The sequence below is a fragment of the Pelagimonas phthalicica genome (assembly GCF_004364805.1).
Lineage (GTDB): Bacteria > Pseudomonadota > Alphaproteobacteria > Rhodobacterales > Rhodobacteraceae > Pelagimonas > Pelagimonas phthalicica.
Genome location: NZ_SOAP01000001.1, coordinates 1,623,460 through 1,648,120 on the forward strand (window position 1 = coordinate 1,623,460; position 24,661 = coordinate 1,648,120).

At 59.5% G+C, this 24,661-nt stretch carries 20 protein-coding genes and 1 tRNA gene; 10 read left to right on the forward strand and 11 right to left on the reverse strand.

All coding sequences use genetic code 11. The features are described 5' to 3' along the window. Nucleotides 1–222: 222 nt before the first annotated feature. The 4 genes from CLV87_RS07920 to gcvA form a co-directional block, all read right to left on the reverse strand. Nucleotides 223–636, reverse strand: coding sequence for a cupredoxin domain-containing protein (locus tag CLV87_RS07920; RefSeq protein ID WP_133840721.1), 414 nt, complete (start codon nt 634–636; stop codon nt 223–225). A gap of 62 nt (nt 637–698) precedes the next feature. After that, a complete protein-coding gene (locus tag CLV87_RS07925; RefSeq protein WP_099242165.1) occupies nt 699–2,504 on the reverse strand; it encodes a NapC/NirT family cytochrome c in 1,806 nt (601 codons plus the stop codon). Nucleotides 2,505–2,613: 109 nt separating this feature from the next. Beyond that, nucleotides 2,614–4,290, reverse strand: coding sequence for a cytochrome D1 domain-containing protein (locus CLV87_RS07930; protein ID WP_099242163.1), 1,677 nt, complete (start codon nt 4,288–4,290; stop codon nt 2,614–2,616). Between the two features lie 146 nt (nt 4,291–4,436). Further along, entirely contained in the window at nt 4,437–5,303 is an 867-nt protein-coding gene (gcvA, locus tag CLV87_RS07935; protein ID WP_099242161.1) for a transcriptional regulator GcvA, read from the reverse strand. Between the two features lie 114 nt (nt 5,304–5,417). Here gcvA and CLV87_RS07940 point away from each other — a divergent pair, with 114 nt between their 5' ends. Next, on the forward strand, nt 5,418–6,125 hold the full coding sequence (locus tag CLV87_RS07940; RefSeq protein ID WP_099242160.1) for an SDR family oxidoreductase: 708 nt from the start codon (nt 5,418–5,420) through the stop codon (nt 6,123–6,125). Between the two features lie 16 nt (nt 6,126–6,141). On the opposite strand, the gene CLV87_RS07945 is transcribed toward CLV87_RS07940, so the two are convergent. Continuing rightward, nucleotides 6,142–7,419, reverse strand: coding sequence for an NAD(P)/FAD-dependent oxidoreductase (locus tag CLV87_RS07945; RefSeq protein WP_099242158.1), 1,278 nt, complete (start codon nt 7,417–7,419; stop codon nt 6,142–6,144). Nucleotides 7,420–7,551: 132 nt separating this feature from the next. Here CLV87_RS07945 and CLV87_RS07950 point away from each other — a divergent pair. Then, nucleotides 7,552–7,629, forward strand: a tRNA-Arg gene (locus CLV87_RS07950). A gap of 516 nt (nt 7,630–8,145) precedes the next feature. Here the strand turns inward: CLV87_RS07950 and CLV87_RS07955 are convergent. Then, nucleotides 8,146–8,730, reverse strand: coding sequence for an Lrp/AsnC family transcriptional regulator (locus CLV87_RS07955; protein ID WP_235871870.1), 585 nt, complete (start codon nt 8,728–8,730; stop codon nt 8,146–8,148). A gap of 32 nt (nt 8,731–8,762) precedes the next feature. Between CLV87_RS07955 and CLV87_RS07960 the strand changes: the two genes are divergently transcribed. Genes CLV87_RS07960 through CLV87_RS07975 form a run of 4 tightly spaced genes read left to right on the forward strand, consistent with a single transcriptional unit; the run spans nt 8,763 to nt 12,116 of the window. Continuing rightward, a complete protein-coding gene (locus tag CLV87_RS07960; RefSeq protein WP_099242156.1) occupies nt 8,763–9,797 on the forward strand; it encodes a zinc-dependent alcohol dehydrogenase family protein in 1,035 nt (344 codons plus the stop codon). Between the two features lie 3 nt (nt 9,798–9,800). Then, nucleotides 9,801–10,595, forward strand: a complete 795-nt coding sequence (gene proC / locus CLV87_RS07965; RefSeq protein WP_099242154.1) for a pyrroline-5-carboxylate reductase — start codon at nt 9,801–9,803, stop codon at nt 10,593–10,595. Between the two features lie 3 nt (nt 10,596–10,598). Continuing rightward, on the forward strand, nt 10,599–10,925 hold the full coding sequence (locus tag CLV87_RS07970) for a hypothetical protein (protein WP_099242152.1): 327 nt from the start codon (nt 10,599–10,601) through the stop codon (nt 10,923–10,925). Nucleotides 10,926–10,931: 6 nt separating this feature from the next. Next, nucleotides 10,932–12,116, forward strand: coding sequence for an aromatic amino acid transaminase (locus tag CLV87_RS07975; protein ID WP_099242150.1), 1,185 nt, complete (start codon nt 10,932–10,934; stop codon nt 12,114–12,116). Nucleotides 12,117–12,675: 559 nt separating this feature from the next. On the opposite strand, the gene CLV87_RS07980 is transcribed toward CLV87_RS07975, so the two are convergent. Next, complete coding sequence (locus tag CLV87_RS07980) at nt 12,676–12,954, reverse strand: DUF1467 family protein (RefSeq protein WP_099242148.1); 279 nt, start codon at nt 12,952–12,954, stop codon at nt 12,676–12,678. After that, nucleotides 12,954–13,358 carry a methylmalonyl-CoA epimerase gene (gene mce, locus CLV87_RS07985; RefSeq protein ID WP_099242146.1) on the reverse strand — a complete coding sequence of 135 codons (405 nt, stop codon included), beginning with the start codon at nt 13,356–13,358 and terminating at the stop codon, nt 12,954–12,956. The genes CLV87_RS07980 and mce overlap by 1 nt, the downstream gene beginning before the upstream one ends. Before the next feature lie 148 nt (nt 13,359–13,506). Between mce and CLV87_RS07990 the strand changes: the two genes are divergently transcribed. Next, the gene (locus CLV87_RS07990; RefSeq protein WP_099242144.1) at nt 13,507–14,223 is read left to right on the forward strand and encodes a response regulator; all 717 of its coding nucleotides are present in this window, start codon (nt 13,507–13,509) and stop codon (nt 14,221–14,223) included. Nucleotides 14,224–14,227: 4 nt separating this feature from the next. On the opposite strand, the gene CLV87_RS07995 is transcribed toward CLV87_RS07990, so the two are convergent. The 3 genes from CLV87_RS07995 to aspS all read right to left on the reverse strand — a co-directional run bounded on the left by CLV87_RS07995 (nt 14,228) and on the right by aspS (nt 18,800). Continuing rightward, nucleotides 14,228–15,448, reverse strand: a complete 1,221-nt coding sequence (locus CLV87_RS07995) for a DUF1501 domain-containing protein (protein ID WP_099242142.1) — start codon at nt 15,446–15,448, stop codon at nt 14,228–14,230. A gap of 3 nt (nt 15,449–15,451) precedes the next feature. Then, on the reverse strand, nt 15,452–16,837 hold the full coding sequence (locus CLV87_RS08000) for a DUF1800 domain-containing protein (protein WP_099242141.1): 1,386 nt from the start codon (nt 16,835–16,837) through the stop codon (nt 15,452–15,454). 103 nt (nt 16,838–16,940) lie between these two features. Further along, nucleotides 16,941–18,800, reverse strand: coding sequence for an aspartate--tRNA ligase (aspS, locus tag CLV87_RS08005; protein ID WP_099242139.1), 1,860 nt, complete (start codon nt 18,798–18,800; stop codon nt 16,941–16,943). Between the two features lie 270 nt (nt 18,801–19,070). Here aspS and moaB point away from each other — a divergent pair, with 270 nt between their 5' ends. The 3 genes from moaB to CLV87_RS08020 all read left to right on the forward strand — a co-directional run bounded on the left by moaB (nt 19,071) and on the right by CLV87_RS08020 (nt 24,554). Then, a complete protein-coding gene (gene moaB / locus CLV87_RS08010) occupies nt 19,071–19,613 on the forward strand; it encodes a molybdenum cofactor biosynthesis protein B (RefSeq protein WP_099242137.1) in 543 nt (180 codons plus the stop codon). An 87-nt stretch (nt 19,614–19,700) separates the two neighbouring features. Then, nucleotides 19,701–21,161: an efflux RND transporter periplasmic adaptor subunit gene (locus tag CLV87_RS08015; protein WP_099242135.1), complete on the forward strand. Its 1,461-nt coding sequence runs from the start codon at nt 19,701–19,703 to the stop codon at nt 21,159–21,161. A 3-nt stretch (nt 21,162–21,164) separates the two neighbouring features. Continuing rightward, nucleotides 21,165–24,554 (forward strand): efflux RND transporter permease subunit, encoded by a 3,390-nt coding sequence (locus CLV87_RS08020; RefSeq protein WP_099242133.1) that lies wholly within the window; start codon nt 21,165–21,167, stop codon nt 24,552–24,554. The last annotated feature ends 107 nt before the right edge of the window (nt 24,555–24,661 follow it).

Here is a 24,661-nt window from a genome sequence, read left to right on the forward strand (position 1 = left end):
GAGGCTTGTCCGCTATGGTGCGATAAAAGTGGCGCAGGGGGGGCAGGTTTTCCTTAACTTAAGTCAAGGCTGGGGATTTGTGACCAATTGCGGGTCTTGCCCTGCGTCAAAGGGGAGAAGGGGCGCTGCCCCTCTTGATCCTGTCGGATCAAATCACCCCGGGATATTTTTGGCCCAAAGAAACCTGGGGGTATTGGCTTTGGGCGTGTCTGGGCGATCGAGTTATTCGGTGACTGTGACCATGCCGATCATGTCATGGCTTTCCCAATGTGGGCCGCAGATATAGTCTTGGGAGCCGGGGAAGAGGAAGGTGAATTCGATATGTTCCTCAGGGAAGGCGCGGTCGCTTTCTGGGTCTGTGCCGATTTTGACCGAATGGCTGGTGCGTTTGTCGACATTGACCCAGCGCACAGTGGTGCCGACGGGCACGGTGATCTCGCGCGGGCAGAATTGGTATTTATACATCGTAACGACGGTGACGCCCTCGGCCTCGGATGAGGGCGCGCCATAGATTTCCTGATATCGGGTTTCAGCCTCGGCGCAGATTTCTGCCGGGTCTTTCTTGCTCCGCGCTTGGGCCGGGAGGGCCATGGCGAGGGCAGCAAGAGTCAGTAGGGCGGTGGGGAGCCGTTTCATGGCATTCTCCTTTGCGCAAAAACGATGCCCCAGAACTGGGGCATCGCGGTGTTTGATCGGGTTTATTGGCCCTGGACGTTGATCATCGCCTCGGCATTATCCAGCGCGAGGCTGGTGTTCAGCGTCACGTGGTGGAAGCGCGCCGATGCAAAATCATCGTGGATGGCAAAGCCGACCGTGTAAGTCTTGCCCGCCTCAAGCGGAATGTCACCGGGCGCATCCGAAGCCAGTTTGCGGGCAAAGGTCACGGTCCACATGCCATCAGCCCCCAGCACGGCAGAGGCCGCCATGTCACCATCATTCTGCACACGGCGATCCAGCAGATAGCCGTTTTCCGAAGACCCGTCGGCATAGACCCGCATCAGATCCATAAAGGTGCCATCCTTGAGGAACTGTTCGATATTCTCGGGTGTGGCGAGCTTGTCCCAGCCCCCTTGCGCCTTGCCACGGCGGCCTTTGATTTCGATCTTGGTGCGGGATTCGGGCAGGTATTTGGTGACGGTTGTGGTCGCGCCCAGTTGGGCGGCCACGTCACCGCTGGCCGCGATGGCATCGGCACCTGGATCAAAGGGCATATAGGTGTTGTCAGCGTGGCAGGTCGCCCAGCAGCCCACCTGTTCACCCATTTCGATGCCGGTGCCGGCGATCATCATCGCCACTTTGATCTGGTTGTCCGGGTCCATCTTGCCCCCCTCAACAAAGGGCGCGGGGTTGTGACCGGCCTCTTCCCATTGCAGGCGGAAATAGACGGTGTCGCCGTCATGCGCCGCCTGGATGGTAGCAGGGATCACGCCGCGTTTGCCGGGAATGGCCGAGGGTTCCAGCTCATCGCTTTTACCACCGCCACCGGCGACAATCTTGTTACCAATCGCATCAAGCTCTTTGGCGTGGCAGGTGGTGCAGGCATCGCCGCCCTTGGTCAGCGGACGGGCACCGCCGTGGGTTTTGCCGTTCTGTACCCATTCAAAGGAGGCCTGGCCGGGGTAGAAAAGGGTCAGATCTGTTACGGCAATCGCGCCCCAGTCGATTGTGTCACCCACATTCGCCCCAGCTGCGGCGGCATCATCTGCCTGGCCTGCCAGTTCAGCCTCGACCTTGGCGCGTTCATCGGCGCGCGCTGCGTCAACTGCGGCGAGCAATTTGGCGCGATCTGCGTCTTTGGCGGCCTTGGCGGCGGCGGCTTCTTCGGCCTCTTTGGCTTCGACGCGGGCGAGACTATCAAGATAGGCCTGCGGGATTTCGCGGATGAATTTCGGATTCGGGGCCTCGAGCGTGGCGAGATAGTCCTCATCCGCGCGGTCACGCAGATCGAGGTGCGCGATGCCCTTGTGGCAGTCGATGCAGGTCTGACCGGTTTTCATCGCGTTCAAGTGCTGCTGCCGGGCACGCGGTTTCTGGAATTCCGGCATCATCGACTGGAAGTCATGGCAGTTGCGGCATTCGATGGAATCGGTGCGCTTCATCCGTTCCCATTCATTCATCGCCAGATGCAGACGCTTGGCATCAAATTTCTCGGGCGTTGAGATGGATCCGGTGATCTTGCCCCACACCTCGCGCGAGGCTTTGATCTTGCGGATCAGCTTGTGGGTCCAGTCCTTGGGCACGTGGCAGTCAGAGCAGACAGCCCCAACGCCGGAGCGGTTCACATCGTGAATCGTGCCCTCATATTCGGAATAAACATAATCGCCCATCTCGTGACAGGACACGCAGAAGGGCATGGTGTTCGTGGCTTCCATGGCGGTGTTGAACCCGCCCCAAAAGATGATCCCGGCGGCAAAGGCACCGGCTACCCCGGCGATGGGCATTCCAAAGAGGAAATACCGCCGCCAGATCGGCTTTTTGGTTTCAGAACCGTTGCTGTCGGTCATGGTCTGACTCCGTTGAATTGGCTGAATGTCGGCGGGTGCCCGACGGGTGGGGAGAAAGAGTGAGGGCGGGCGCGTGGCCCGCCCTCTTGGGTGTCGTCAGACAGTCACGTTATGTGACGTGGTTCGACCGGTTGTAGACGTTGAACTTGCCGGTCGGTGCATAGAGACCTTTGACGCGACCAATCTCTTCGAGGGTCTTGGCGTCGTAGATGACCATTTCACCATTTGGCTCTTTCGAGGTCGCACGGTTCCATTTGGAGACCCAAACCTCGGTGCCGTCTTTGTTGAATTCGAAGTGTACGGCAACGTTGCCGTCGCCTTCGGTCACCTGGATGGTTTTCACGATCTCACCGGTCTCTTTCGAGATAACCTGAACAGATTGCTGCACTTCCAATTCAGGGTGCTTGGTCTGGTCAGCCCAGATGTAATCAGAGTTCGGGTGCGTCCGGATGAACAGGCCCGCGCCATCGGTTTCAACCTCGTAGCAAGTCTTCCATGCCGAATCTGGATGACCTTCCGGGTCGTTGCCCCAGACAGTCACAGTGCCTTCGCCCAAGTGGGTTGTCCCGGCAACCGGACCACAATTCGGGTCGTTCCAGTTCGCACCAGGGCCAGGGTGTGGCAGCGGCGCGGTGTCGATCATCGCTTCGAGCTTGTGATCTTTGGTGTCGACAACAACCATTTTGTTCGATGCGTTTGCAGCGATCTGGAAATAGCGACCTGTCGGATCAAAGAAGCCGTCATGCAGGAACTTGGCCGAGTTGATCTTGTCGATGCGCAGGTTGTCGAGGTCGGAATAGTCGACCTGCCACAGCTGACCCAGCTCTTTCACCGCAACAATCCAGGTTGGTTCGTTTGGTGTGGTGTAGATGGCAGCAACGCGGCTTTCTTCAACATAATCGCCGTCAACGTTCACACCGCGGGTCGAGACAACTTTGAGCGGCTCCATGGTGTGGGCATCAACAATGGCAAAGTGTGGAGGCCAGTAGGCACCGCCGATGACATATTTACCGTCGCCGGACACAGCAACGTCGCGGGCGTCATAGCCGATGGACACTTCGGACACCAACATCTTGTCTGGGGTCTGCCAGAGGTCGATTTTGGTCATCTTGCCGTCGCGGCCCATAGTGTACCAGAAACGGCCTGGATTTTCTGGCTCTTCCAGTTTGTGGTGCTCGGACGCTTTCAACACGTGCACCGCGTAACCGGTTGGAATGTGGGCCAGAACTTCTTTGGTATCGCCGTCGATTACGGCCACTTTGCCCACGTCACGTTCGATAACGACAAAGAAGTTTTCCCAGTTGCGACCATGCAGAGGCTCGGTTGGGTAGTCTGCTTCTTCGACATAGACCTTGCGGGTCTGGCGCATCTGCTCAAGCGACATTTCTGGCGGCTTGGGCGGATCCATCATGATGTAGGTCGCCATGTCCTTGATTTCCTGCTCGGTCATGATGTCCGAGAAGTTGTTCATACCACCTTCGGTCCCCCAGGAGATGATTTTCTCGAGGCGTTCCTGACCAAGCTTCAGCGTGCCGGATTCGGTGATGGTCCCGTCGGCATTCTTTTTCTTGACGATGGGTTCCAGGCTTTTGCCGGTCGCACCTTTGCGCAGCACACCGTGGCACCCGGCGCAGCGTTCAAAATAGAGCTGCTTGGAGGCTTCAAAGGCTTCCTCGCTCAGGGTGGGGCCTTCGGCGAATGCGGGCATAGCGACGCTGCTTAGGATCATGGCAAAACCTGCCCCTAGCGCGCCGCGGACTTTCTTATGGGTGATTCCAAGTGACATAATCACTCTCCGTTTGCTTGGTGAGGCAAGCGGAAGATGCGCCTGTCGGCTGAGTCCCGACTTGACAATAGTCAATGGGATGCCCGAAAAAGTTGCCTTTGCGATACTCTATGCCGTTATTTTAAAAAGGTATTTTTGAGGTTGGTTTAAATCTGGCTCAAAAACCAGGCCCGGAGAGAGGCAACAATTTTGGGCTGTCTTGGGCGGCGCGGGGCAACAAAATAGAAGGCGTCCTGGGTGACAGTTTTGTGCTCAAACGGTTGAATCAAACGGCCGTTTTCCAGATCATTCGCCACAAAAGCCCGGTTGGTCAGCGCCACCCCCTGCCCGGCCAAAGCTGCATCAATCGTCAGGGATGTCTGGCTGAAACGGGTCATTTTGATCGACGGAACGTGATCGCCAAAGACCGAAGATAAAAACAGTGGCCATTGGCCATGAGCGTCCTGTAACAAGGTATGCGCCTGCAAATCCTGCGGTTGAGACAGCGGGGCGTCCTTGTTTGGCAGGTCGGGATGACAGACCGCGATCAGCTCGGCCCCAAAGAGCAGATCATGATCAAGCCCGACAAAGGGCGGCCTGCCCTGCCGAATGGCAATATCGACCCCGTCGGTCTGGAAATTCGCCAAACTGTTTGAGGCATCAAGACGGACCTGAAGATCAGGGAGGTCTGCGGTCAACGCACCAAGTCGCGGCACCAACCAGCGGGTCGCAAAGGAAGGCGTCGCGCTGATGGTGGCGGTCTGATTGCCCGGAACCAGATCCTGACTGGCCTCAGCGATCAGGTCAAAGGCCTGGGTGAGCGACGGCAAGAACCGTCGCCCCTCATCGGTCAAAGTCAGCCCGCGCGCGTGGCGATCAAAGAGCTGCACCTTGAGGCGCGATTCCAATGTGCGCACCTGCTGGGCCACCGCGCCCTGCGTCACCCCAAGCTCTTCGGCGGCCATGCGAAAGTTCAGATGACGCCCGGAGGCTTCAAAAGCTTTGAGAGCGTTGAGGGGTGGAAGATTGCGCATATACGGGCCCAAGTGCGATAGAATTTCTACTGGGTAATGGCAGGAGATTTGATTGGTTGGCTGATGAATTCAAGGAAATAATGCAGCGAAACATCAGAGATACGGATCAAGATCATGGCAGACATCAAAACAGCTATTGTCACAGCAGGCGGCAGCGGCATGGGGGCGGACAGCGCAAGGCGGCTTGCGGCGGAGGGATTTCAGGTGGCGATCCTGTCCTCATCCGGCAAAGGCGAGGCACTGGCCCAAGAGTTGGGCGGGATTGGCGTGACCGGGTCCAACCAATCCGTTGAGGATCTGAGCAAACTGGTGGATGCCACAATGGAGCGATGGGGGCGGATTGACGTGTTGGTCAACTCAGCCGGGCATGGTCCGCGCGCGCCGATCCTTGAGATCAGCGATGAGGATTGGCATCATGCGATGGAGGTCTATTTCCTCAACGCGGTGCGCGCCACGCGGCTGGTCACGCCACACATGATTGCGCAAAAGTCAGGCGCGATCATCAATATCTCAACCTTTGCCGCCTTTGAGCCCAGCCCGGTCTTTCCGACCTCGGCGGTTATGCGGGCGGGTCTCGCGAGCTATACAAAACTGTTCGCTGATACCCATGCCGCCGACAATGTGCGCATGAACAATGTCCTGCCCGGATTTATCGACAGCCTGCCCGAGAAAGAGGAGTTCCGCAGCCAGATCCCCTTGGGGCGTTATGGCCGGTCTTACGAAGAAATCGCCGCAACCGTGGCCTTTCTCGCCTCAGAGGGCGGGGCCTATATCACCGGGCAAAACATCCGCGTGGATGGCGGGATCACACGGTCGGTGTGACCCTAGCTTTCTGATCCTAAACGCGATCCTTGACCAAGTGGGTCAGGGTCGCGCCGGTCTCGTAATAGACTTGGCGCAGGCCGGGGAAGGTGATGTTGTGGTCAGCCGATGGCGCGCGGGGCAGCACGGTCACATCTTGAGTGATCAACGCCTCGGCCATGGCCTTGCCAAACACCGTGCCCGGCCCAATGCCGCGACCGGAATAGCCAAAGCAGATCAACGCCGATGGATCGGGTTGCAGGATTTTTGGCATATATTCCTCGGTCATGGCGATGCGCCCGAACCAGGTATGGGTCAGCGGTTTCTCGGCCAACGCCGGGAAAAGCTTGGCCAGTTTGCGGCGCAGCCAGGCCAGATGCACACCAGCGCCGGGATGATCCAGTTGCCCCATCGCGCCGATGATCAAACGACCCGCCGCGTCCATCCGCCAGGATGACATGACCAGCGCCGTGTCCCAGCACCCTTCGCGACCCGGCAGGATCTGGGCCTGCTCTGTGGCTGAAAGGGGCGCGGTTGCGGCCTGGAAATAATGCACCGGGATGGTTTTGGGTGATGGCAGGCCAGAGATCGGCAAGGTATAGGCGTTGGTGGCCACAATCATGTGTTGCGCGGTAACCTCGCCCTGCGCGGTTTTCACCTGCCAGCCAGCGCCAGTTTTCGCGATGCTGAGCGCCGCGCTGTTCTCGTGCAAAACCGCTCCGCCCGCCTGCGCTGCAAGGGCCAGACCGCGTGCATAGGCCAGCGGTTGGATCGTGCCTGCGCGCGGATCAAACAGCCCGCCAAAAACCGTGTCAGAGCCGACCCTCGCCCGGGTTTCCTCGGCCCCCAAAAGCTGAACCGGCGCATTGCGGGCGCTGGCCTGAGCATACCTGTTCTCCAGGTCCGCCATGCCCGAGGGCGCATGGGCGCAATGCAGGGTGCCATTGCGCACCGGTTCGCAGGCCATGTCATGTCTGTCGATCACGCCAAAGACCAGATCCGGGGCCTGCCCCAGCAGCTTGATCAGCTTCTCACCCGGTTCCTTGCCCAGTTTTGCGGTGATCTTGTCCGGGGGCAGCCAGAGCCCGGCATTGACCAGACCAACATTGCGCCCTGAACCGCCACCGCCAATCACTCCGGCCTCAAGCAGGCGGACCGATAGCCCGGCCTCAGCGGCGTGCAAAGCCGCCGAAAGACCGGTATACCCACCGCCAATCACCACAAGATCCGCCGCAACCTGCCCCGCCAAAGCGGGCGCTGTGATGGATTGCGTGGCGGTCTCGTGCCACAGGCTTTCAGCGATGTCTTTGGTCATGGTCACCCCTCATTTTTGCGCAGCTTGGACCCGCGCAATGCCCGTGGCAAGAGGGAGTTTTCGAGCGTGTCACCGCCCGGGCAAGCAAGTTGACAAGGTGCGGGAATTGACTGATACACCCATGGCTAGAGCGGGCCGTTAGCTCAGCTGGATTAGAGCAGGGAACTTCTAATTCTCAGGTCGGGGGTTCGAGTCCTCCACGGCTCGCCAATTCATGAAATTTTCGGAAGTAGTTTCAAAAACGCACCGGTCGAACAACTTAGGTCAGAAGCCTCTCTTGCTATTCAAGCGCACCTGAGCCTGAAAAGCGCATTTCAGAGGACCGCTATACCGCGCGCTCGTGCATTGTAGCTGATGACACTTACCACCAGCGGGTTGCGGCCGGGGCTGCAGCTTCTTGGTGAGTCAAAGCAAAAATCACCGATAATAGTATTTCCAAAGTCACCAAACATGTGGCCGAAGGTTTCGCTGACGACTACGCTCTGTCAGTTTTTGCCAACAGCTGGCATATGAAGAACACCTAGCTGATGCAGCATTCGTTTGCTTCAGCGCCAGGTCTGTTTTTTTTGCGACGCGGTGCAAGTCGTCAAACCGGTCGTTCAAGGTTGTTTTTTTCCCGAGCGGAAACCGTGCCTTCGCTGCTCATGAAACAAACGAAAAAGACACGGAACGGAGCTGCCTTTCGATGCGTTCGCGCGATTGCCCGCTGTCAGAGTGGAGTATTGATCATCGCTCCGCCACGCGAACTGGTAGTTTGCTCGAGGCTTTCATCTCTTTGAGTGACAGGTTTGAGCGTATGCTGGTGACACCCGGCAGACGCCGTAAGGTGGTGTCGACAAAGGCGCTGTAGTCGTCCAGATCGCGCGCGACCACGATCAGCAGGAAATCATCTTCGCCCGTCGTGTTGTGGCAGGCGAGGATATTGGGGGTGACCTCGATAATACGCTGGAATTCAGCGGTCGCGGCCTGATCGTGCTCTGAGCAACTCAGTTGAACAAAGGCCATGACACCAAGTCCCAGCTTTCGGCGATTGAGGTGGGCTTGGTACCCCTCAATGATGCCGGTCTCTTCCAGTTTTTTCAGTCGCCGCCAACAAGGTGTTTCACTCATATTCAGGTTCTCAGCCAGTTTGGCGTTGGTCATGCGCCCGTCGCTTTGAAGCAGTTCGAGAATCTGTGCGTTGACTGTGTCGATGCCTGACAAGGGAAGACTGTCCTCAAAAATAACCAATGGAGAGGGGTTTATACTCAAAATATTTACATATGAGGGCAGAATAGCAAGGCTATTTCGCCAACTATTGGTAGTTTTCACTCAATCCGTCTCTGCAACCGAAAGACTCTGCCATGAAAGCCGTCCTGTTTGAGAAATTCCAAGAAGCCCCCAAGGTGGTGAGCGTCGCAGACCCGACCCCAGAGCCACATGGGGTTGTTCTAAAGGTCGAAGCCACCGGTGTGTGCCGCAGCGATTGGCATGGTTGGATGGGGCATGACAGTGACATTGACCTGCCACATATCCCGGGGCACGAGTTGGCAGGTGTGATTGAGGCGGTTGGCAAGGATGTGAAGAACTGGAAAGTCGGTGACCGGGTCACCGTGCCGTTCATCTGCGGTTGTGGGTCCTGCAGCGAATGCCATGCGGGTCATCAGCAAGTGTGTCTGCATCAGGAACAGCCGGGCTTTACCCATTGGGGCAGCTTTGCGGAATATGTGCCGATCCATCAGGCTGACCTGAACGTGGTCGCGTTACCCGAGACAATGGACTTCGCCACCGCTGCCAGCCTGGGCTGCCGGTTTGCCACATCGTTTCGGGCGGTGATCGACCAAGGTAAAGTCAGCGCTGGCCAATGGGTCGCCGTGCATGGCTGCGGTGGCGTGGGCCTCTCGGCGGTGATGATCGCCAGCGCGGCGGGGGCGAATGTGATTGGTGTTGATCTGGACCCCGCCAAGCTTGCGCTGGCCAAAGAGCTTGGCGCGGTTGCGGCCATTGATGGCAAGGGTGACGTGGTCGAGGCGATCAAAGGGATCACCAAAGGCGGTGCGCATGTGTCCTTGGACGCTCTGGGCCATCCGGCGACCATGACCAACTCGATCATGTGCCTGCGCCCACGCGGCAAGCACATTCAGGTCGGCCTGATGCTGGGCGATCACGCCGCCCCTGCGGTGCCGATGCCCAAGATCGTCGGGCAAGAGATCGAACTTCTTGGCTCCCACGGGATGCAGGCGCATCGCTATGGCGCAATGCTCGATATGGTCGAGAGCGGCAAGCTGGACCCGGCCCGGCTGGTCGGCGACAAGATCAGCATCGACGACGCCCCCGAGGCCCTGATGAACATGGACAAATTCCAGTCCATCGGCGCAACCGTCATCACGAGCTTCTGAGCCATGGACAAGATAGCCTTCATAGGTGGCGGCAACATGGCGTCGGCCATCATTGGTGGCATGATCGCCAGCGGTTGGGCACCCTCCCGGATCACGGTGGTTGATCCGAACGCGGATCAGCGGGACCGGCTGGCAGAACAGCACGGTGTCCACACAACTGACGACGTGGCCAAAGCCGCTGCTGCCGACATCATCGTGCTGGCCGTCAAACCTCAGGTCATTGCTGCTGTGGCCAAACAGATGGATGCGGACCTGTCTGGCAAGCTGATCCTCAGCATTGCCGCCGGGGTTACGATTGCATCGCTGGAAGGTCTCTTTGGACCGGTGGCCATCGCCCGCACCATGCCCAACACACCAGCCCTACTTGGCCTGGGGGCGACGGGGCTTTACGTCAACCAACACACGACCGAAGCCCGATGCGCAACGGCCAAAGCGATCATCGAAGCCTTCGGCATTTGCGTCACCGTCGAGCGCGAAGACCTTCTGGATGCTGTCACGGCCGTGTCGGGCAGCGGCCCGGCCTACTATTTCCTGATGATCGAAGAAATGATCCGGGCAGGCACAGCTCTTGGGCTAACCCCAGAGGATGCCAAGGCGCTGACACTGCAAACCGCGCTTGGCGCGGCGACCATGGCCACCAAGGGCGATGAACCACAAGACCTCCGCGCCCGTGTCACATCTCCCAACGGGACAACCCATGCGGCCATTGTTGCGATGCAGGAAAACGGCTTTGGGGATGTGATCGCCAAGGCAATGACCGCCTGCCGCGACCGGGCCGTCGAATTGGGAAAGGCATAGCTTATGATCATTCGATGGTGGCGGGCCGTTGCAGGGTCTGAAGAGGTGCTTCAACAATATGCGGACCATTTGGAACGCACGACCTTCAAAGAGATGGCTGAACTGCCCGGTCATCTTGGCGCGTCTCTTGCCGTCAAAGTGAATGGAACCGATTACGAGCTGGTCGTGACCAGCCTGTGGTCTGACCTTGCCTCGGCGGGGCATTTTGAACAGGGGGCATTCGACGATGCCGTGGTCAAGCCGAGCACCCAGAAGCTGCTGAAATCCTTTGACCTGAAGGTCGAGTATTTCGAGACGCTGGTCACAACAGGTATCTTGGAGAGAGGCTGACGCAGGATGTTTGAACAGGTTGAGGAATACCCCGTCGACCCCATCATGATCGGGGCCGACTATTTCGCGGCTGATCCCCGCAAGGACAAACTCAACCTGACCGTGGGTATCTATCAGGACGAACATGGCCAAACGCCTGTCCTGAAAGCCGTCAAGCTGGCCGAACAACGCTTGGTCGATACCCAAACCAGCAAATCCTACCTCGCCCTGACCGGCGATGCTGAGTATTGCCGAGTGCTGGGGCATGAGATCATGGATCATGCCTATGATGACGGATGGGTGTCTGCGCAGACCTCGGGCGGAGCCGTCGCTTTGCGGGTGATGGCGGACCTGTTGGCTCAGATGCCAAAACCGCCCACCGTCTGGCTGCAAACCCCGACCTATGGCAATTACATTCCGATCCTTACGGCAGCGGGCGCGCGTTATGCGCAGGTGCCTTACTACGACCGGTTCCAAGCTCAGATCACCTTTGACCAAATGCTCGCTGGCCTAAGTGCCGCCAAGGTCGGCGATGTTTTTCTCATGCAGGGCGTCTGCCACAACCCGACCGGCGCGGACATGACCGCCGAGCAATTCGACGCGTTGCTCGACCTTCTGGAGGCGCGCGGGATCGTACCCTGGATCGACCTTGCCTATCTGGGCTTCGCCCAAAGTTGGGACGCCGATTGCGCCATGGCGCGCAAGATCGCTGCGCGGTTCCCTGAGTGTATTGTCTGTATCACCCTATCCAAATCTTTCGGCATCTACCGAGACCGGGCGGGGGCGTTGTTTGTAAAAACACGGGCGAGCGACCGAGACCGAATGCACCGGGCCGTCTCCGCGATCGTCCGCTCTGGTGCCTCCCACGCGCCGGATCATGGGCCGTCGGTTGTGCGAACGATCTTGCAGGACGAAACCCTCAAAACGCTCTGGCTTGGCGAGCTTGATCAGATGCGTGCAAGGGTCTCTGAGGTGCGCCAACAGATTGCGGACACCGAACGCGCCGAGCTTGGCACGGACCAGCTTGCCTATTTTGCAAAGCAAACCGGCATGTTTTCTCTCCTCCCGCTGACCGAAGCTCAGGAAACCGCCCTGACACGCGATCACGGCATCCACGTCGTAAAAGGCGGACGCGTGAACGTTGCCCGATTGGGCGAGAAGGACATCAAGACTTTGATCAGAGCGATCTGGGAAGTAACGTCTACGACATAGCGTTGGCATGCTGCATTGCATTTCAGGCGGTTGAAAAATCTTCCTGTAAACTTAATGGCAGTCATTCATTCGCGCTGCAGCATTAACGACTTAGGGATCGTAGTTAGGTTTAGCTACCACCGTCGCGATTATCAGCTCATAGACAACAAATAGCTACGGACGTCCTGAGCCACCTGGCCGGAAAGCGCCTGTTCTGGCTAACGGCGCAGACTAAATGCGCCTCTATAACTGCTGTTATTAAGTCAGGCCGTCACAAAAACCGGGTGTTTGCACAAGCTTGTTTCAACTCGCGCATATCTCCAGCGACGCTGACACGGAAAAGGCGAAGGTCATCCTGATTGATGACTTAGAAAACGCTCTTTGAGCTTGGTGCATGAGCACAGCGCAGATTTCGTCTTGGTGCGCGGTTTGCATCCGCAATGTACGTCAATGAACGGGACAGGCCGTTGCGCAGCTCTGTTCGTGATGATTGCGGTCGTTTTGCGCTTTCTGCACGGGGCTGCCCGGCCTAAGGCCGGGCCTGGGTACACTAACTGTACTCCAAAATCACTAAAATCAATCACTCAGCGCTGGTTTCAAAGCTGGTCCATTTGGCGATGTCGTCGACCGTGATGGTTTCCGTCAGGATGATCGCCGCGAGGATCCCCCAAACCACCAAAGCAACCCCCGTGGTGATCCAGGCCTTGCGTTTGAGGTTGTGAACCGCCGGGCTGCCCGCATGGGTTCCGGGCACGACCTCGCCCACATCCCCTTGGGTTTTCAAGCGGATCGGGATCACGACCAGAAAGGTCAAAAACCAGATCACCGCATAGAGAACAAGACCCGAGACAATGCCCATCAGACTTGCTCCAGCTCCACGAGGCAGCCGTTAAAGTCTTTGGGATGCAGGAAGAGCACGGGCTTGCCATGGGCGCCGATCTTTGGCTCTCCGGTGCCCAAAACGCGCGCGCCGGTTTCTTTCAGGTGATCGCGGGCCGCGATGATATCATCGACCTCATAGCAGACATGGTGAATGCCGCCCGATGGGTTCTTGTCCAGAAACCCCTGGATCGGAGAGTTTTCGCCCAGCGGGTAGAGCAATTCGATCTTGGTGTTGGGCAATTCGATAAAGATCACGGTCACGCCGTGATCGGGTTCGTCCTGAGGTGCGCCGACCTTGGCCCCCAAAGCGTTGCGATATTGGTCAGCCGCGGCCTCCAGATCCGGCACGGCGATGGCGACGTGATTCAAACGTCCGATCATGATCTTCCTCCTGTCCTGTCGTCATCGCGGGTTATGGCCCGGCTGCCACAAGAGGGGCAAGCGCGTGGGTGAAACCTGCGGCCTTTAACCGCTTGTTCACCACCCTGAGGGAATCCTGTGTAACGACTCGCTAACCTTGGAGGGGATCATGGATGACGATGACCTAATGAGTACACATTTACGGCCAACCGCCACGCGGCCATTGCTGGGGCTGACCATTCTGGTGGTGGAAGACAGCCGTTTTGCCTGTGATGCCATGCGCTTGCTCTGTTTGCGATCCGGGGCGCGTATTCGCCGGGCCGATTGCCTGAAATCCGCACGCCGTCATTTGCAGGTCTATCGCCCCAGCGTGGTGATCATAGATCTGGGTCTGCCGGATGGGTCCGGGGCTGAGCTGATCTCGGAGCTTTCGGTGACAACACCACGCGTTGATGTGATTCTTGGCACCAGTGGCGACAGTTTTTCCGAAGAGGTGGCGCTGGCGGCCGGGGCAGATGGATTTTTGGCCAAGCCGATTTCGTCAGTGGTGGCCTTTCAGAATGCGATTATCTCTGCGCTGCCGGTGGAACGTCAGCCCAATGGCCCGCGTTTGGTCAGTGATGATCCGATCCTGCCTGATCCGCTGGCCTATAAGGATGATATGGCCCATGCGGCGGATGTGCTGGATGACCGCGAGGATGATCGCTCGCTCGCCTATGTGACGCAGTTCCTGACAGGTGTGGCGCGCAGCGCGGGCGATGGTGTCTTGCAAAAGGCGGCCGAGGATCTGGCAGAGGCGCGCCAAACCGGCAAACCGCTGCAATCCGATCTGGCCAAGGTCGCGGCCCTGGTTCAGGATCGCATGGCCAATCAGATCGCGATTTAGAGAGTTACAATAGCAATTGCGGGTCTGCTCCAAGCTCCAGCTGCGGAAAGATATCCTGTTGGACCGCAGCTGAAGACAGGCCAAACAACCCCCTCAGCAGCCAGCCCGAATAGGCCCTGAGGTCGCGCGTTGGCATCAGGTCACGGCGTTGAAACAGAGCGTCTTCGCTCAGGCCCGGCCAATCGGCCCAGACCTGACCACCCCGTATCGCCCCCCCGGCCAGGATCATCGCCCCGCCGGTTCCGTGATCGGTGCCCTTGGTGCCGTTGAACCGCGCCGTGCGGCCAAATTCCGTCATCGCGACAATCGCGGTGCGCTGCCAGGCCGGGCCTTTCAGCTCTTCTTTCAGGGTCAGGATGACATCAGACAGGGTCGCCAAAGAGCGGTCGAGCAAGCGGGTCTGTTGCGCGTGCGTGTCCCATCCGTTCAAGGAAAAACTCGCAATGCGGACGTCTTTGCGCAGGCGTTGCGCGGCAAATTTGGCCAGCCGCACTTCGTAACGCGAACTGCGCCGCGCGGTCATGTTGTCCTGCAGCATCGCCATCATGTCATCCACAGTGCCCTGCACCGCAACGCCATCACCATCAGAGCCCGCCAATTGGAACGCATCCGCCAGCGCAGCGGACATGGCAGGGTCTTTTTCCATCACCAATTGCGCCAAGCGGATGGCTTGTGGACTAAGGGCCAGGTCAACATCCGGGGACCAGCGGGTCACGGGCATGTCTCCGTCCAGAATCGCCATGGCATCGCTGCCAATGGCATAGGCAAGATCGGCGCTTTGTCCCGGCATATGGCCCATAGCGCGGTTCAGCCAGCCATCCCGCGCCACGCCGGATTTGAGATCAGCGCCCCCGGCCTCGAGCAGGTCCTGACCATCAAAATGGCTGCGCTTGTCGCGATAGGGGGTCGAGACCGCATGGACAAAGCCAAGCTGCCCGTTCTGCCAAAGCGGGGCCAGGGGGCGGAGCGCGCCATGCATGGCAAAAAACCCATCCAGATCGACAAATCCCTCGGCACCCAAATCCGGCGCGCCGCGCAGCGCGCTATAAGCTGGGTCGCCATAAGGGGCCAAAACGCCCAGCCCATCCATGCCCCCGCGCAGAACAATGACGATCAGGCGGTTATCGCCGGGGGCGGAGGCAAAGCTGACCGGGGTCAGCAGCGGGCTGGCGGCCAGCGAACAGCCAAGGGCGGCGGACCGGGTCAGAAAGCTGCGACGATCCATGGCTTATCTCCTTTGAAAGGCGGGCGAAATCAGCACGAGGCCGACACCTTCGGCGCGGCTTTCGGCGGCGGCGGCGGCAAAGCGGATGGTCTCATCCGCGCGCGGGCCCAGGGCGGTATCGACAAAATCTCGCGGGTCAGGCAGTTGCCCCACCAAGAGCCGCGGCACGATCACCGCCCATTGCAGCCGCACGGCCATGCCTTGCGGAGTGATCCAGGCATTGTCCTCTTCGGCCAGCCCATCGGGGCCTGAGGGTTTTTGCCAGATATGCCCCATCAGCGCCAAAGGTTCGAACAGCCGCTGACGGGCATGTTTTTCGGACAGGTTGCCAATGGCGCGCGGGTGAACCGCCAAAGCGCGCGCGGCGGAGCAGATGAAATCAAAGGGCTGTTTGAAATTGCTCACCGACGGGTCCCAAGCGGCCGGGTGGGACAGCAAGGCGCGATAAACCTCGCTGAGATCCCCGTCGCTGTCGCGCCATGCGGTTTCAACCGCACCGATCAGATCCGGGTCGGGCTGATCCGACACGAAATGCACCGCCAGTTTGGTCGCCAGATGGCGGGCGGTGGCGGGATGGCGGGCAAGGTCACGCAATACCGCCTCGATGTCGCGGATATGCGGCTGGCCGCCACCATAGGATTTGCCCAGCACCGTTTCAGCGCCCGGCTCGGCCAAGGCTTTCTGAAAATGGCGGCCCTGATTGATCTTGAAGGTCAGCCCGGTCAGCAGCTCGGCCAATTCGCGCACATCGTTTTGGGTGTAAGGCCCGCCAACCCCCAGCGTGTGCAGCTCAAGGATTTCGCGGGCGAGGTTTTCGTTCAGCCCGTATTTGCCCGGCTTTTTCTGCGCCCGGATCGAATTCGGCCCGGCAGAGCGTTCCTGATCGAGGTAATGCACCATCAACGGATGGGTCACGGCGGCAATCAGCATGTCCTCGAACTTGCCACTCATATGCGGGCGAATGGTGGTTTCGACATAGGGAGACACCCCGCGCCGCGCGATCCCGGCCTTGCCCGCCGTGGTGAAATGATCGGCCCAGAACCCCTGCAGACGTTCGCGAAACGGCGTTTGGGAATGGGTGGCGCGCAGGATCTGCGCCGTCATCCAAAGGTAATGATCCTGCCGCGCGTCCTTTTTCAGCAGTTTGATCTGCTTTTGCAGGGCTTTGCCTTCATCGGTGCCGCGCACTTTCTTGAACTGCTTTTGCAGGCTTTCGCGTTGCACCATGCGCTGGCGAAAGACTGGAAAGGGCTCAATCTCGAACCGTTCAGCCATATCATCGGTATCTGTCAGACCGCGCAGCATTTCACCCACGCTTTGTGGGGGCGCAATGTCGGGCGATAACCCGTGGCCAAAGCGGAATTCGGCGAGATGTGGATCAAAGGACATGGTTTGCCTGCAAATGCTCTTTTGCGGCCAGCATAGCAAAAAGGCCGGCGCATATGCACCGGCCTTTGTTTTGTCAGCAAGAGTTTGCTCTTAGGGACAGGAATTATTGGTCCTGCGGAATGACGCGCAGGCCCAATTCCATCAGCTGTTCGGGCTGAGGATCGCTGGGCGCGTTCATCATCAGGTCTTCGGCGCGCTGGTTCATCGGGAACATCATGACTTCGCGGATGTTTTGCTGGTCGGCCAGCAGCATCACGATGCGGTCGATGCCTGCGGCACAGCCACCGTGGGGCGGGGCACCGTATTGGAAGGCGTTGACCAAAGCACCAAAGCGCTTTTCGACCTCGTCCTTGCCATAACCAGCGATTTCAAAGGCCTTGAACATGATTTCCGGCTTGTGGTTCCGGATCGCGCCCGAGACCAGTTCGTAGCCGTTACAGGCCAGATCGTACTGGTAACCCAGCACGTCGAGCGGGTTGCCGTTCAGCGCCTCTTCTCCGCCTTGCGGCATCGAGAACGGGTTGTGTTCGAAATCAATCGCACCGCTTTCTTCGTCTTGTTCGTAGATCGGGAAATCCACGATCCAGGCAAAGGCAAAGCGGTCTTTGTCGATCAGGTTCAGCTCGGTGCCGATGACATCACGGGCCTTGCCGGCGATTTTCTCAAACGACTTTGGCTTGCCCCCCAGGAAGAAGGCCGCGTCGCCGACACCAAGGCCAAGCTGCTGGCGGATGGCTTCGGTGCGCTCGGGGCCGATGTTTTTGGCCAGCGGACCGGCGGCTTCCATACCACCTTCGACCTCGCCTGCCTTCATCTTGGCCTGCGCTTCTTTGACAGAGATGCCCAGCTCTTGCGCGACGCTGTCGACGGTCTTGTCCCGCCAGAAGATGTACCCCATGCCCGGCAGACCTTCGCCCTGGGCGAATTTGTTCATGCGGTCACAGAATTTGCGGCCACCACCGGTGGGCGCTGGGATGGCGCGGACTTCGGTGCCTTCCTGTTCCAGCAGCTTGGCAAAGATGGCAAAGCCGGAGCCACGGAAATGTTCGGAACAATCCTGCATCTTGATCGGGTTGCGCAGATCGGGCTTGTCGCTGCCATACCATTTGGCGGCGTCACGATAGGAAATCTGCGGCCAGTCCTGCGGGGCGTCAACCTTGCGACCACCGCCGAATTCTTCGAACACACCGGCCAGAACGGGGGCGATGGTGTCAAAGATATCCTGCTGGGTGACAAAGGACATTTCCATGTCGAGCTGGTAGAAATCGGTGGGCGAACGGTCAGCGCGCGGATCTTCGTCGCGGAAACAGGGCGCGATCTGGAAGTATTTGTCAAAGCCCGAGACCATGATCAGCTGTTTGAACTGCTGCGGGGCCTGTGGCAGGGCATAGAACTTGCCCGGATGCAGGCGCGAGGGCACCAGGAAGTCGCGCGCGCCTTCGGGCGAGGATGCTGTGATGATCGGGGTCTGGAATTCGCGGAAGTTCAGATCCCACATGCGTTTGCGCATGGAGGCGACAACGTCGGAACGCAGGGTCATGGATTTCTGCATGACGTCGCGACGCAGGTCGAGATAGCGATATTTCAGGCGGGTTTCCTCGGGGTATTCCTGATCGCCGAACACCATCAACGGCAGCTCATTGGCGGCACCCAGCACTTCGAGGTCGCGCACAAAGACTTCGATCTCGCCGGTGGGCAGATTCGGGTTCACAAGGCTTTCGTCACGTGCCAACACATTGCCGTCGATGCGGATACACCATTCAGAGCGCACCTTTTCCAGCTCGGCAAAAACCGGGCTGTCGCCATCGGCGATGACCTGGGTGATGCCATAAGTGTCGCGCAAATCGATAAAGAGAACGCCGCCGTGATCCCGGATCCGGTGCACCCAGCCGGAAAGGCGGACGGTGTCACCGACATTGGCTTTGGTCAGGTCGGCGCAGGTATGGCTGCGATAGGCGTGCATCTGTTTGATTCCTTCGGGCGGATGTCGTTTGATCGTGCGGCGTCTGTATGGACGGCCATGTTTTCAAGTCTTGGCCGATACACCGCTTGTGGGCGCTAAAGTCAAGGGATGGTGGGGCCTGTCGCTCGAATTGACGGGTTTTCGCTGCGCCCTATCGGGGCAATCTGTACAAAACTGCGTGTGTTTCGGGGGGATTGCCCCATCGGTCGCATTGCAATCCGGCGCGGCCAGGGTGAGGGTTGACCAAGACATCCGCCAAACGAGGGTCCCATGTCGCGTATCGACGAAAGCAAAGAGTTTATCCCCGTGCGTATCGCCGTTTTGACGGTCAGCGACACGCGTCAATTGTCCGAGGATCGCTCGGGCGACACCTTGGTGGCACGGATCACTGAGGCCGGGCATCATCTGGCGGATCGCAAGATTGTGCAGGACGAACGGGATATGATCTCGGCGCAGCTGCGCGATTGGATCGCGGATAACGAGATTGATGTGATCATCTCGACCGGCGGCACCGGGCTGACCGGGCGTGATGTGACGGTTGAGGCGCATCGCGACGTCTATGAAAAAGAGATTGAGGCCTTTGCCACCGTCTTTACCATTGTGTCGATGAACAAGATCGGCACCTCGGCCGTTCAAAGCCGCGCCACGGGTGGTGTTGCGGGTGGCACCTATCTGTTTGCCCTGCCCGGCAGCCCCGGCGCCTGCAAGGATGCATGGGACGAAATTCTGAAGTGGCAGTTGGATTACCGCCACCGTCCTTGCAATTTTGTAGAAATTTTCCCCCGACTCGACGAACATTTGCGACGGAAGTAGCGGTGCGCCACGTATAAGCCCCATCGCCGCTTGGTTTTTCATGGCCAGCCGCTACATTTAAGACGTTCATTCGCAGAAAGGGAAGCCATGCGGTTTCTGCGCAAAAGCCTGACGGGCCTGTTTCTGATGTCGCTCGCCTTGGGCCTTTTGGCCTATGCGGGGATATTGGTGCGCGACGCTGTGCAGGCCCGCATGAATGAAGAGCAACGGTCGCGCCCGGCACGTGAACGGGTCTTTGCGGTGAATGTCATTCCGGCGCAGTTTGGCCCGGTGACGCCGCAATTGTCGGCCTTTGGCGAAATTCTCAGCCTCCGATCCCTGGAATTGCGTGCCGCGACCGGCGGGGCGCTGGTTTCGCTTGATCCCGGCTTTGTCGAGGGTGGGCGCGTGCAGGCGGGCCAGCTTTTGGCGCAAGTGGACCCGGCCAATGCGCAATCAGCCTTTGATCGCACCGAAAGCGACCGTTTGGATGCGGAAGCGGAAGAGCGCGAAGCCATTCGCGCGTTGGGGCTGGCGCAGGATGAGCTGGAAGCGGCGCGCGAACAGGTGGGATTGCGCGAACAGGCGTTGAAGCGTCAACAGGATCTGCGTGACCGCAATGTCGGGACGGCGGCGGCGGTGGAAACCGCCGAGCTGGCGCTGTCCTCGGCAAAACAAGCGGTTTTGACCCATCGCCGCGCTGTCGCCGTGGCTGAGGCGCGCATTGATCAGGCGGCCACCAGCCTGCGCCGCATTGAGATCGCTCAGGACGAGGCCCAGCGCCTGCTGGATGACACCGAAATTCGCGCCGAGTTTTCTGGCACCTTGTCTGAGGTGACGGTTGTCGCCGGGCGCCTGGTGTCGGCCAATGAAAAGCTGGCGCAACTGGTGGACCCGGACCTGCTTGAGGTCGCCTTTCGCGTCTCGACCCAACAATATGCCCGGCTGCTGAACGAGTCCGGGCAAATCAAGGAAACCCCGGTCACCGTTACGCTGGATGTGTTTGGCACCAATATCACCACCAAGGGCAAGCTGAGCCGCGAAGGCGCGGCAGTCGGTGAAGGGCAGACCGGGCGGTTGCTGTTTGCTGAGCTGGAAACGCCGCGCGGGTTCAAACCGGGTGATTTTGTCACCGTTCAACTGGATGAACCGGAATTGCGCCGCGTGGCGCGCCTGCCTGCGGCGGCGTTGAATGCGGCCTCTGAGGTTTTGGTCATTGGCGAAGAGGATCGTTTGGAAGTTGTTCAGACCGAGCTGCTGCGCCGTCAGGGCGATGAGGTTTTGATCCGCGCACGCGGGCTGGATGGGCGCGAGGTAGTGGCCGAACGCACGCCGCTCTTGGGGGCCGGGATCAAGGTGAAACCGCTGCGCCGGTCGGGTGATGCAGTGGCCAGCGAAGAACCGGAAATGCTGGAACTGTCCGAGGAACGCCGCGCCAAGATCCGCGCCTTTGTCGAGGCCAATAATCGTATGCCGCAAGAGGCCAAGGCGCGCATTCTGGGGCAGCTCGACAAACCCCAAGTACCGGCACGCATGGTGGAACGGATCGAATCCCGGATGGGGGGCTAAGCCATGGCGCGCGGCGTTCCCAAGGCAGCGGGCGGTATTCTGAGCTATTTCACCCGCCACCCGACATTGGCCAATTTGGTTCTGGTGATCCTGATCGCCGCTGGCCTCTTGGCCACACCGAATATGCGGGCGCAGTTTTTCCCCGATGTCGTCTTGGACAATGTCACGGTGCGCGTCACATGGGATGGCGCGGGGGCCGAAGATGTTGATGCGGCCATTGTTCAGGTGTTGGAACCGGCCCTGCTGGCGGTTGAAGGCATCGAAACCTCGGGCGCGTCATCCAGCGAAGGGCGCGCGGTTATCGCCTTGGAGTTCGAGCCCGGCTGGGACATGGCGCGCGCCGCCGAAGACGTGCAATCGGCGGTGGATGCGGTCACAACCCTGCCCGAAGATGCCGAGGAACCGACGGTCAAACGCGGGGCCTGGCGGGATCGCGTCACCGATGTGGTGATCACCGGGCCGGTGGGCGTGGATCAATTGGCGCGGTTTTCCGATGAATTTGTGGTCAGGCTGTTCGCCGAAGGGGTGACGCGTACCACGATCCGGGGGCTGGCCGCGCCCCAGACCCTGATCGAAGTGCCGTCGGCCAATTTGATCGCCTTTGACGTCACCATGGCGGAAATTGCTCAGGCCATCGCCGCCGAGGTCGACACCGATCCGGCGGGCGATGTGGGCAGCGCAGGCGCGCGGGTGCGCACCGGTGTTGAAAAGCGCAAACCCGAGGATATCGCCGCGATTGTTCTGCGCTCAAACCCGGATGGTTCCAAGCTGACAGTTGGCGATGTTGGCCAGATCCGGGTCGAAGGGATTGACCGCGAACGCAGCTATTTTGTTGGCGAAAACCCGGCGATTTCCATTCGGGTGGACCGCACGCAGCAAGGCGATGCGATTGGCATTCAGCACACGGTTCAGGAGGTGGCGGATGAGTTCCAGACCTCCTTGCCTGGTGGCGTCAAGGTTGACCTGATCCGCACGCGGGCCGAGGCGATCTCGGGGCGGTTGAACATTCTGCTGGATAATGGGCTGACAGGGCTGGGGCTGGTGGTGCTGCTGCTTTTCCTGTTCCTCAATGCGCGCACAGCGTTTTGGGTGGCGGCGGGCATTCCCACCGCGATGCTGGCGGCCATCGCGCTGATGTATCTGTCGGGGCTGACCATCAACATGATCTCGCTCTTTGCGCTGATCATCACGCTGGGGATCGTGGTGGATGATGCGATCGTGGTGGGCGAACATTCCGACCATCTCTATCGCAAGGGGCTGGGCCCCTATGAGGCGGCGGAAACCGCGGCGCGGCGCATGGCTTTGCCGGTGTTTTCCGCCACGCTGACCACGGTGATTGCCTTTTTTGGTCTGACGGCGATTGGCGGGCGGTTTGGCGATTTGATTGGCGATATCCCCTTTACGGTGATCGTGGTTCTGATCGCTTCGCTGGTGGAGTGTTTCCTGATCCTGCCCAACCACATGGCCCATGCGATGAAGCATTCGGCCAAGCAGCATTGGTATGACCTGCCATCGCGCATTGTGGATCGCGGGTTTCGTTTTGTGCGCGACCGGATGTTCAGGCCCTTTATGCGCTTGATCGTGACCGCGCGCTATGTGGTGATCGCTGGGGCGGTTCTGGCGCTGGCCAGTCAGGTGGTGTTGCTGGTCAGTGGCGATGTGCAATGGCGGTTCTTTAACGCGCCGGAGCGGTCGTCGGTCACCGGGAATTTCGCCATGGCCCCCGGTGCCACACGCGAGGATTCGCTGGCGCAGATGAAACTGTTTCAGCAGGCCACCAATGAACTGGCGGCAGAATACGAAGAGCGCTATGGCCGCAACCCGCTGGATTACGTTGTGGCCGAAGTGGGCGGCAATGCCGGGCGCGGTTTGCGCGGGGCGGATACCAAGGACAATGACCAATTGGGCGGCATTTCCATCGAGCTGATCGATGCCGACCTGCGCCCCTATTCCAGCTTTGCCTTTGTTGGAGAGCTGCAGGACCGCGTGACGCGCCATCCTTTGGTCGAGACCCTGACCTTTCGCGGCTGGCGTTCGGGGCCCGGGGGGGATGCGCTGGATGTCGAATTCTACGGGGCCTCGGCAGAGATCCTGAAAGCAGCGTCAGAAGACCTGCAAACCGCCGTGGCGCAGTTTGGTGAGATTTCGGCGGTCGAGGATAACCTGTCTTATGACAAAGAAGAGCTGATCCTGGAGCTGACTGCGCAGGGGCAGGCCTTGGGCTTTGATATTGATGGGCTGGGGCGTGTGTTGCGCAATCGGCTGGGCGGGATTGAGGCCGCGACCTATCCGGATGGGCCGCGCAGCGCGGCGATCCGGGTGGAGCTGCCTGCAGGCGAGCTGACCGCGGATTTCCTGGAACGCAGTCAGATGCGCACGCCGGATGGGGCCTATGTGCCGCTGGCCGATATTGTCAGCGTCAAACGCCGCACCGGGTTTTCCACGGTTCGACGCGAAAACGGCATTCGTACCATTTCGGTCACCGGCGACCTGTCGCAAGACGATCCGGCGCGGGCGACCGAGATCATGACCGCACTTGAGGAAAAGATCCTGCCGGAAATCGCCGAGACGCGGCAGGTGGAATACCGCCTGTCAGGGCTGAGCGAGCAAGAGGATGACTTCCTCAACGATGCGCGCACCGGGTTGGTTCTGGTGCTGCTGGGCATTTATCTGGTGCTGAGCTGGGTCTTTGCCAGCTGGTCACGGCCATTGGTTGTCATGGCCATCATCCCCTTTGGGCTGGTCGGGACGATCTATGGTCACGCCTATTGGGATGTGCCACTGAGCATGTTCACGGTGGTTGGTTTATTGGGGATGACGGGGATTATCATCAACGATTCCATCGTGTTGGTGACTCAGATTGACGAATACGCGGCTGAGCGCGGTTTGGTGCCCTCGATCATCGACGGGGCGGCGGACCGGCTGCGCCCGGTGTTTTTGACCACCGCAACGACTGTGCTGGGCCTTGCGCCGCTGCTGACCGAGCGCTCGGCGCAGGCGCAGTTCCTCAAGCCGACGGTGATCACGCTGGTGTATGGCTTGGGCTTTGGCATGGTGTTGGTCTTGCTGGTTGTTCCGGCCTTGATCGCCATCCAGCATGATGTGGCGCGCTATGTGACGGCGCTGAAACGCGGTTTGCGGTTCCGCAATCTGGCGACGCGTCTTTGGGTGATGCTGGGCGGGTTGGGCGTGCTGGCCTGGCTGGGGGCGACACTGGGCTATGCCGCCATTTACGAACGCCTGCCCGACGTACTGGCATTGGGCCCATTGGCCGAGATGTCGCCGCATTTTGCCGGGCTGGGCCTGTTCATCGTCGGGGCAGCGGCGCTGTGCCTGCTGCTTTATGTTCTTGGTGGGCTGGGTCTGGGTGTGAAGCGCGCGATGCGTGGCTAGCTGCTACGTTGAGGATGCGTTGCTGTGACATAGCCTCGTCACCGGGACATGAATTCCGCGACATAAAAAAATGGCAACCACGCAGGTTCGCGCCCGGCACCGAGGGT

Excerpts from the sequence above, each read along its gene's own strand:
- CLV87_RS07920 (WP_133840721.1), bottom strand. The coding sequence starts at position 636 with ATGAAACGGCTCCCCACCGCCCTACTGACTCTTGCTGCCCTCGCCATG.
- CLV87_RS08000 (WP_099242141.1), bottom strand. The coding sequence starts at position 16,837 with ATGTCCTTTGATCCACATCTCGCCGAATTCCGCTTTGGCCACGGGTTA.
- moaB (WP_099242137.1), top strand. The coding sequence starts at position 19,071 with ATGTCGCGTATCGACGAAAGCAAAGAGTTTATCCCCGTGCGTATCGCC.
- CLV87_RS07940 (WP_099242160.1), top strand. The coding sequence starts at position 5,418 with ATGGCAGACATCAAAACAGCTATTGTCACAGCAGGCGGCAGCGGCATG.
- CLV87_RS07930 (WP_099242163.1), bottom strand. The coding sequence starts at position 4,290 with ATGTCACTTGGAATCACCCATAAGAAAGTCCGCGGCGCGCTAGGGGCA.
- mce (WP_099242146.1), bottom strand. The coding sequence starts at position 13,358 with ATGATCGGACGTTTGAATCACGTCGCCATCGCCGTGCCGGATCTGGAG.
- CLV87_RS07995 (WP_099242142.1), bottom strand. The coding sequence starts at position 15,448 with ATGGATCGTCGCAGCTTTCTGACCCGGTCCGCCGCCCTTGGCTGTTCG.
- proC (WP_099242154.1), top strand. The coding sequence starts at position 9,801 with ATGGACAAGATAGCCTTCATAGGTGGCGGCAACATGGCGTCGGCCATC.
- CLV87_RS07960 (WP_099242156.1), top strand. The coding sequence starts at position 8,763 with ATGAAAGCCGTCCTGTTTGAGAAATTCCAAGAAGCCCCCAAGGTGGTG.
- CLV87_RS07970 (WP_099242152.1), top strand. The coding sequence starts at position 10,599 with ATGATCATTCGATGGTGGCGGGCCGTTGCAGGGTCTGAAGAGGTGCTT.
- CLV87_RS07975 (WP_099242150.1), top strand. The coding sequence starts at position 10,932 with ATGTTTGAACAGGTTGAGGAATACCCCGTCGACCCCATCATGATCGGG.
- gcvA (WP_099242161.1), bottom strand. The coding sequence starts at position 5,303 with ATGCGCAATCTTCCACCCCTCAACGCTCTCAAAGCTTTTGAAGCCTCC.
- CLV87_RS08020 (WP_099242133.1), top strand. The coding sequence starts at position 21,165 with ATGGCGCGCGGCGTTCCCAAGGCAGCGGGCGGTATTCTGAGCTATTTC.
- CLV87_RS07945 (WP_099242158.1), bottom strand. The coding sequence starts at position 7,419 with ATGACCAAAGACATCGCTGAAAGCCTGTGGCACGAGACCGCCACGCAA.
- aspS (WP_099242139.1), bottom strand. The coding sequence starts at position 18,800 with ATGCACGCCTATCGCAGCCATACCTGCGCCGACCTGACCAAAGCCAAT.
- CLV87_RS08015 (WP_099242135.1), top strand. The coding sequence starts at position 19,701 with ATGCGGTTTCTGCGCAAAAGCCTGACGGGCCTGTTTCTGATGTCGCTC.
- CLV87_RS07980 (WP_099242148.1), bottom strand. The coding sequence starts at position 12,954 with ATGGGCATTGTCTCGGGTCTTGTTCTCTATGCGGTGATCTGGTTTTTG.
- CLV87_RS07990 (WP_099242144.1), top strand. The coding sequence starts at position 13,507 with ATGGATGACGATGACCTAATGAGTACACATTTACGGCCAACCGCCACG.
- CLV87_RS07925 (WP_099242165.1), bottom strand. The coding sequence starts at position 2,504 with ATGACCGACAGCAACGGTTCTGAAACCAAAAAGCCGATCTGGCGGCGG.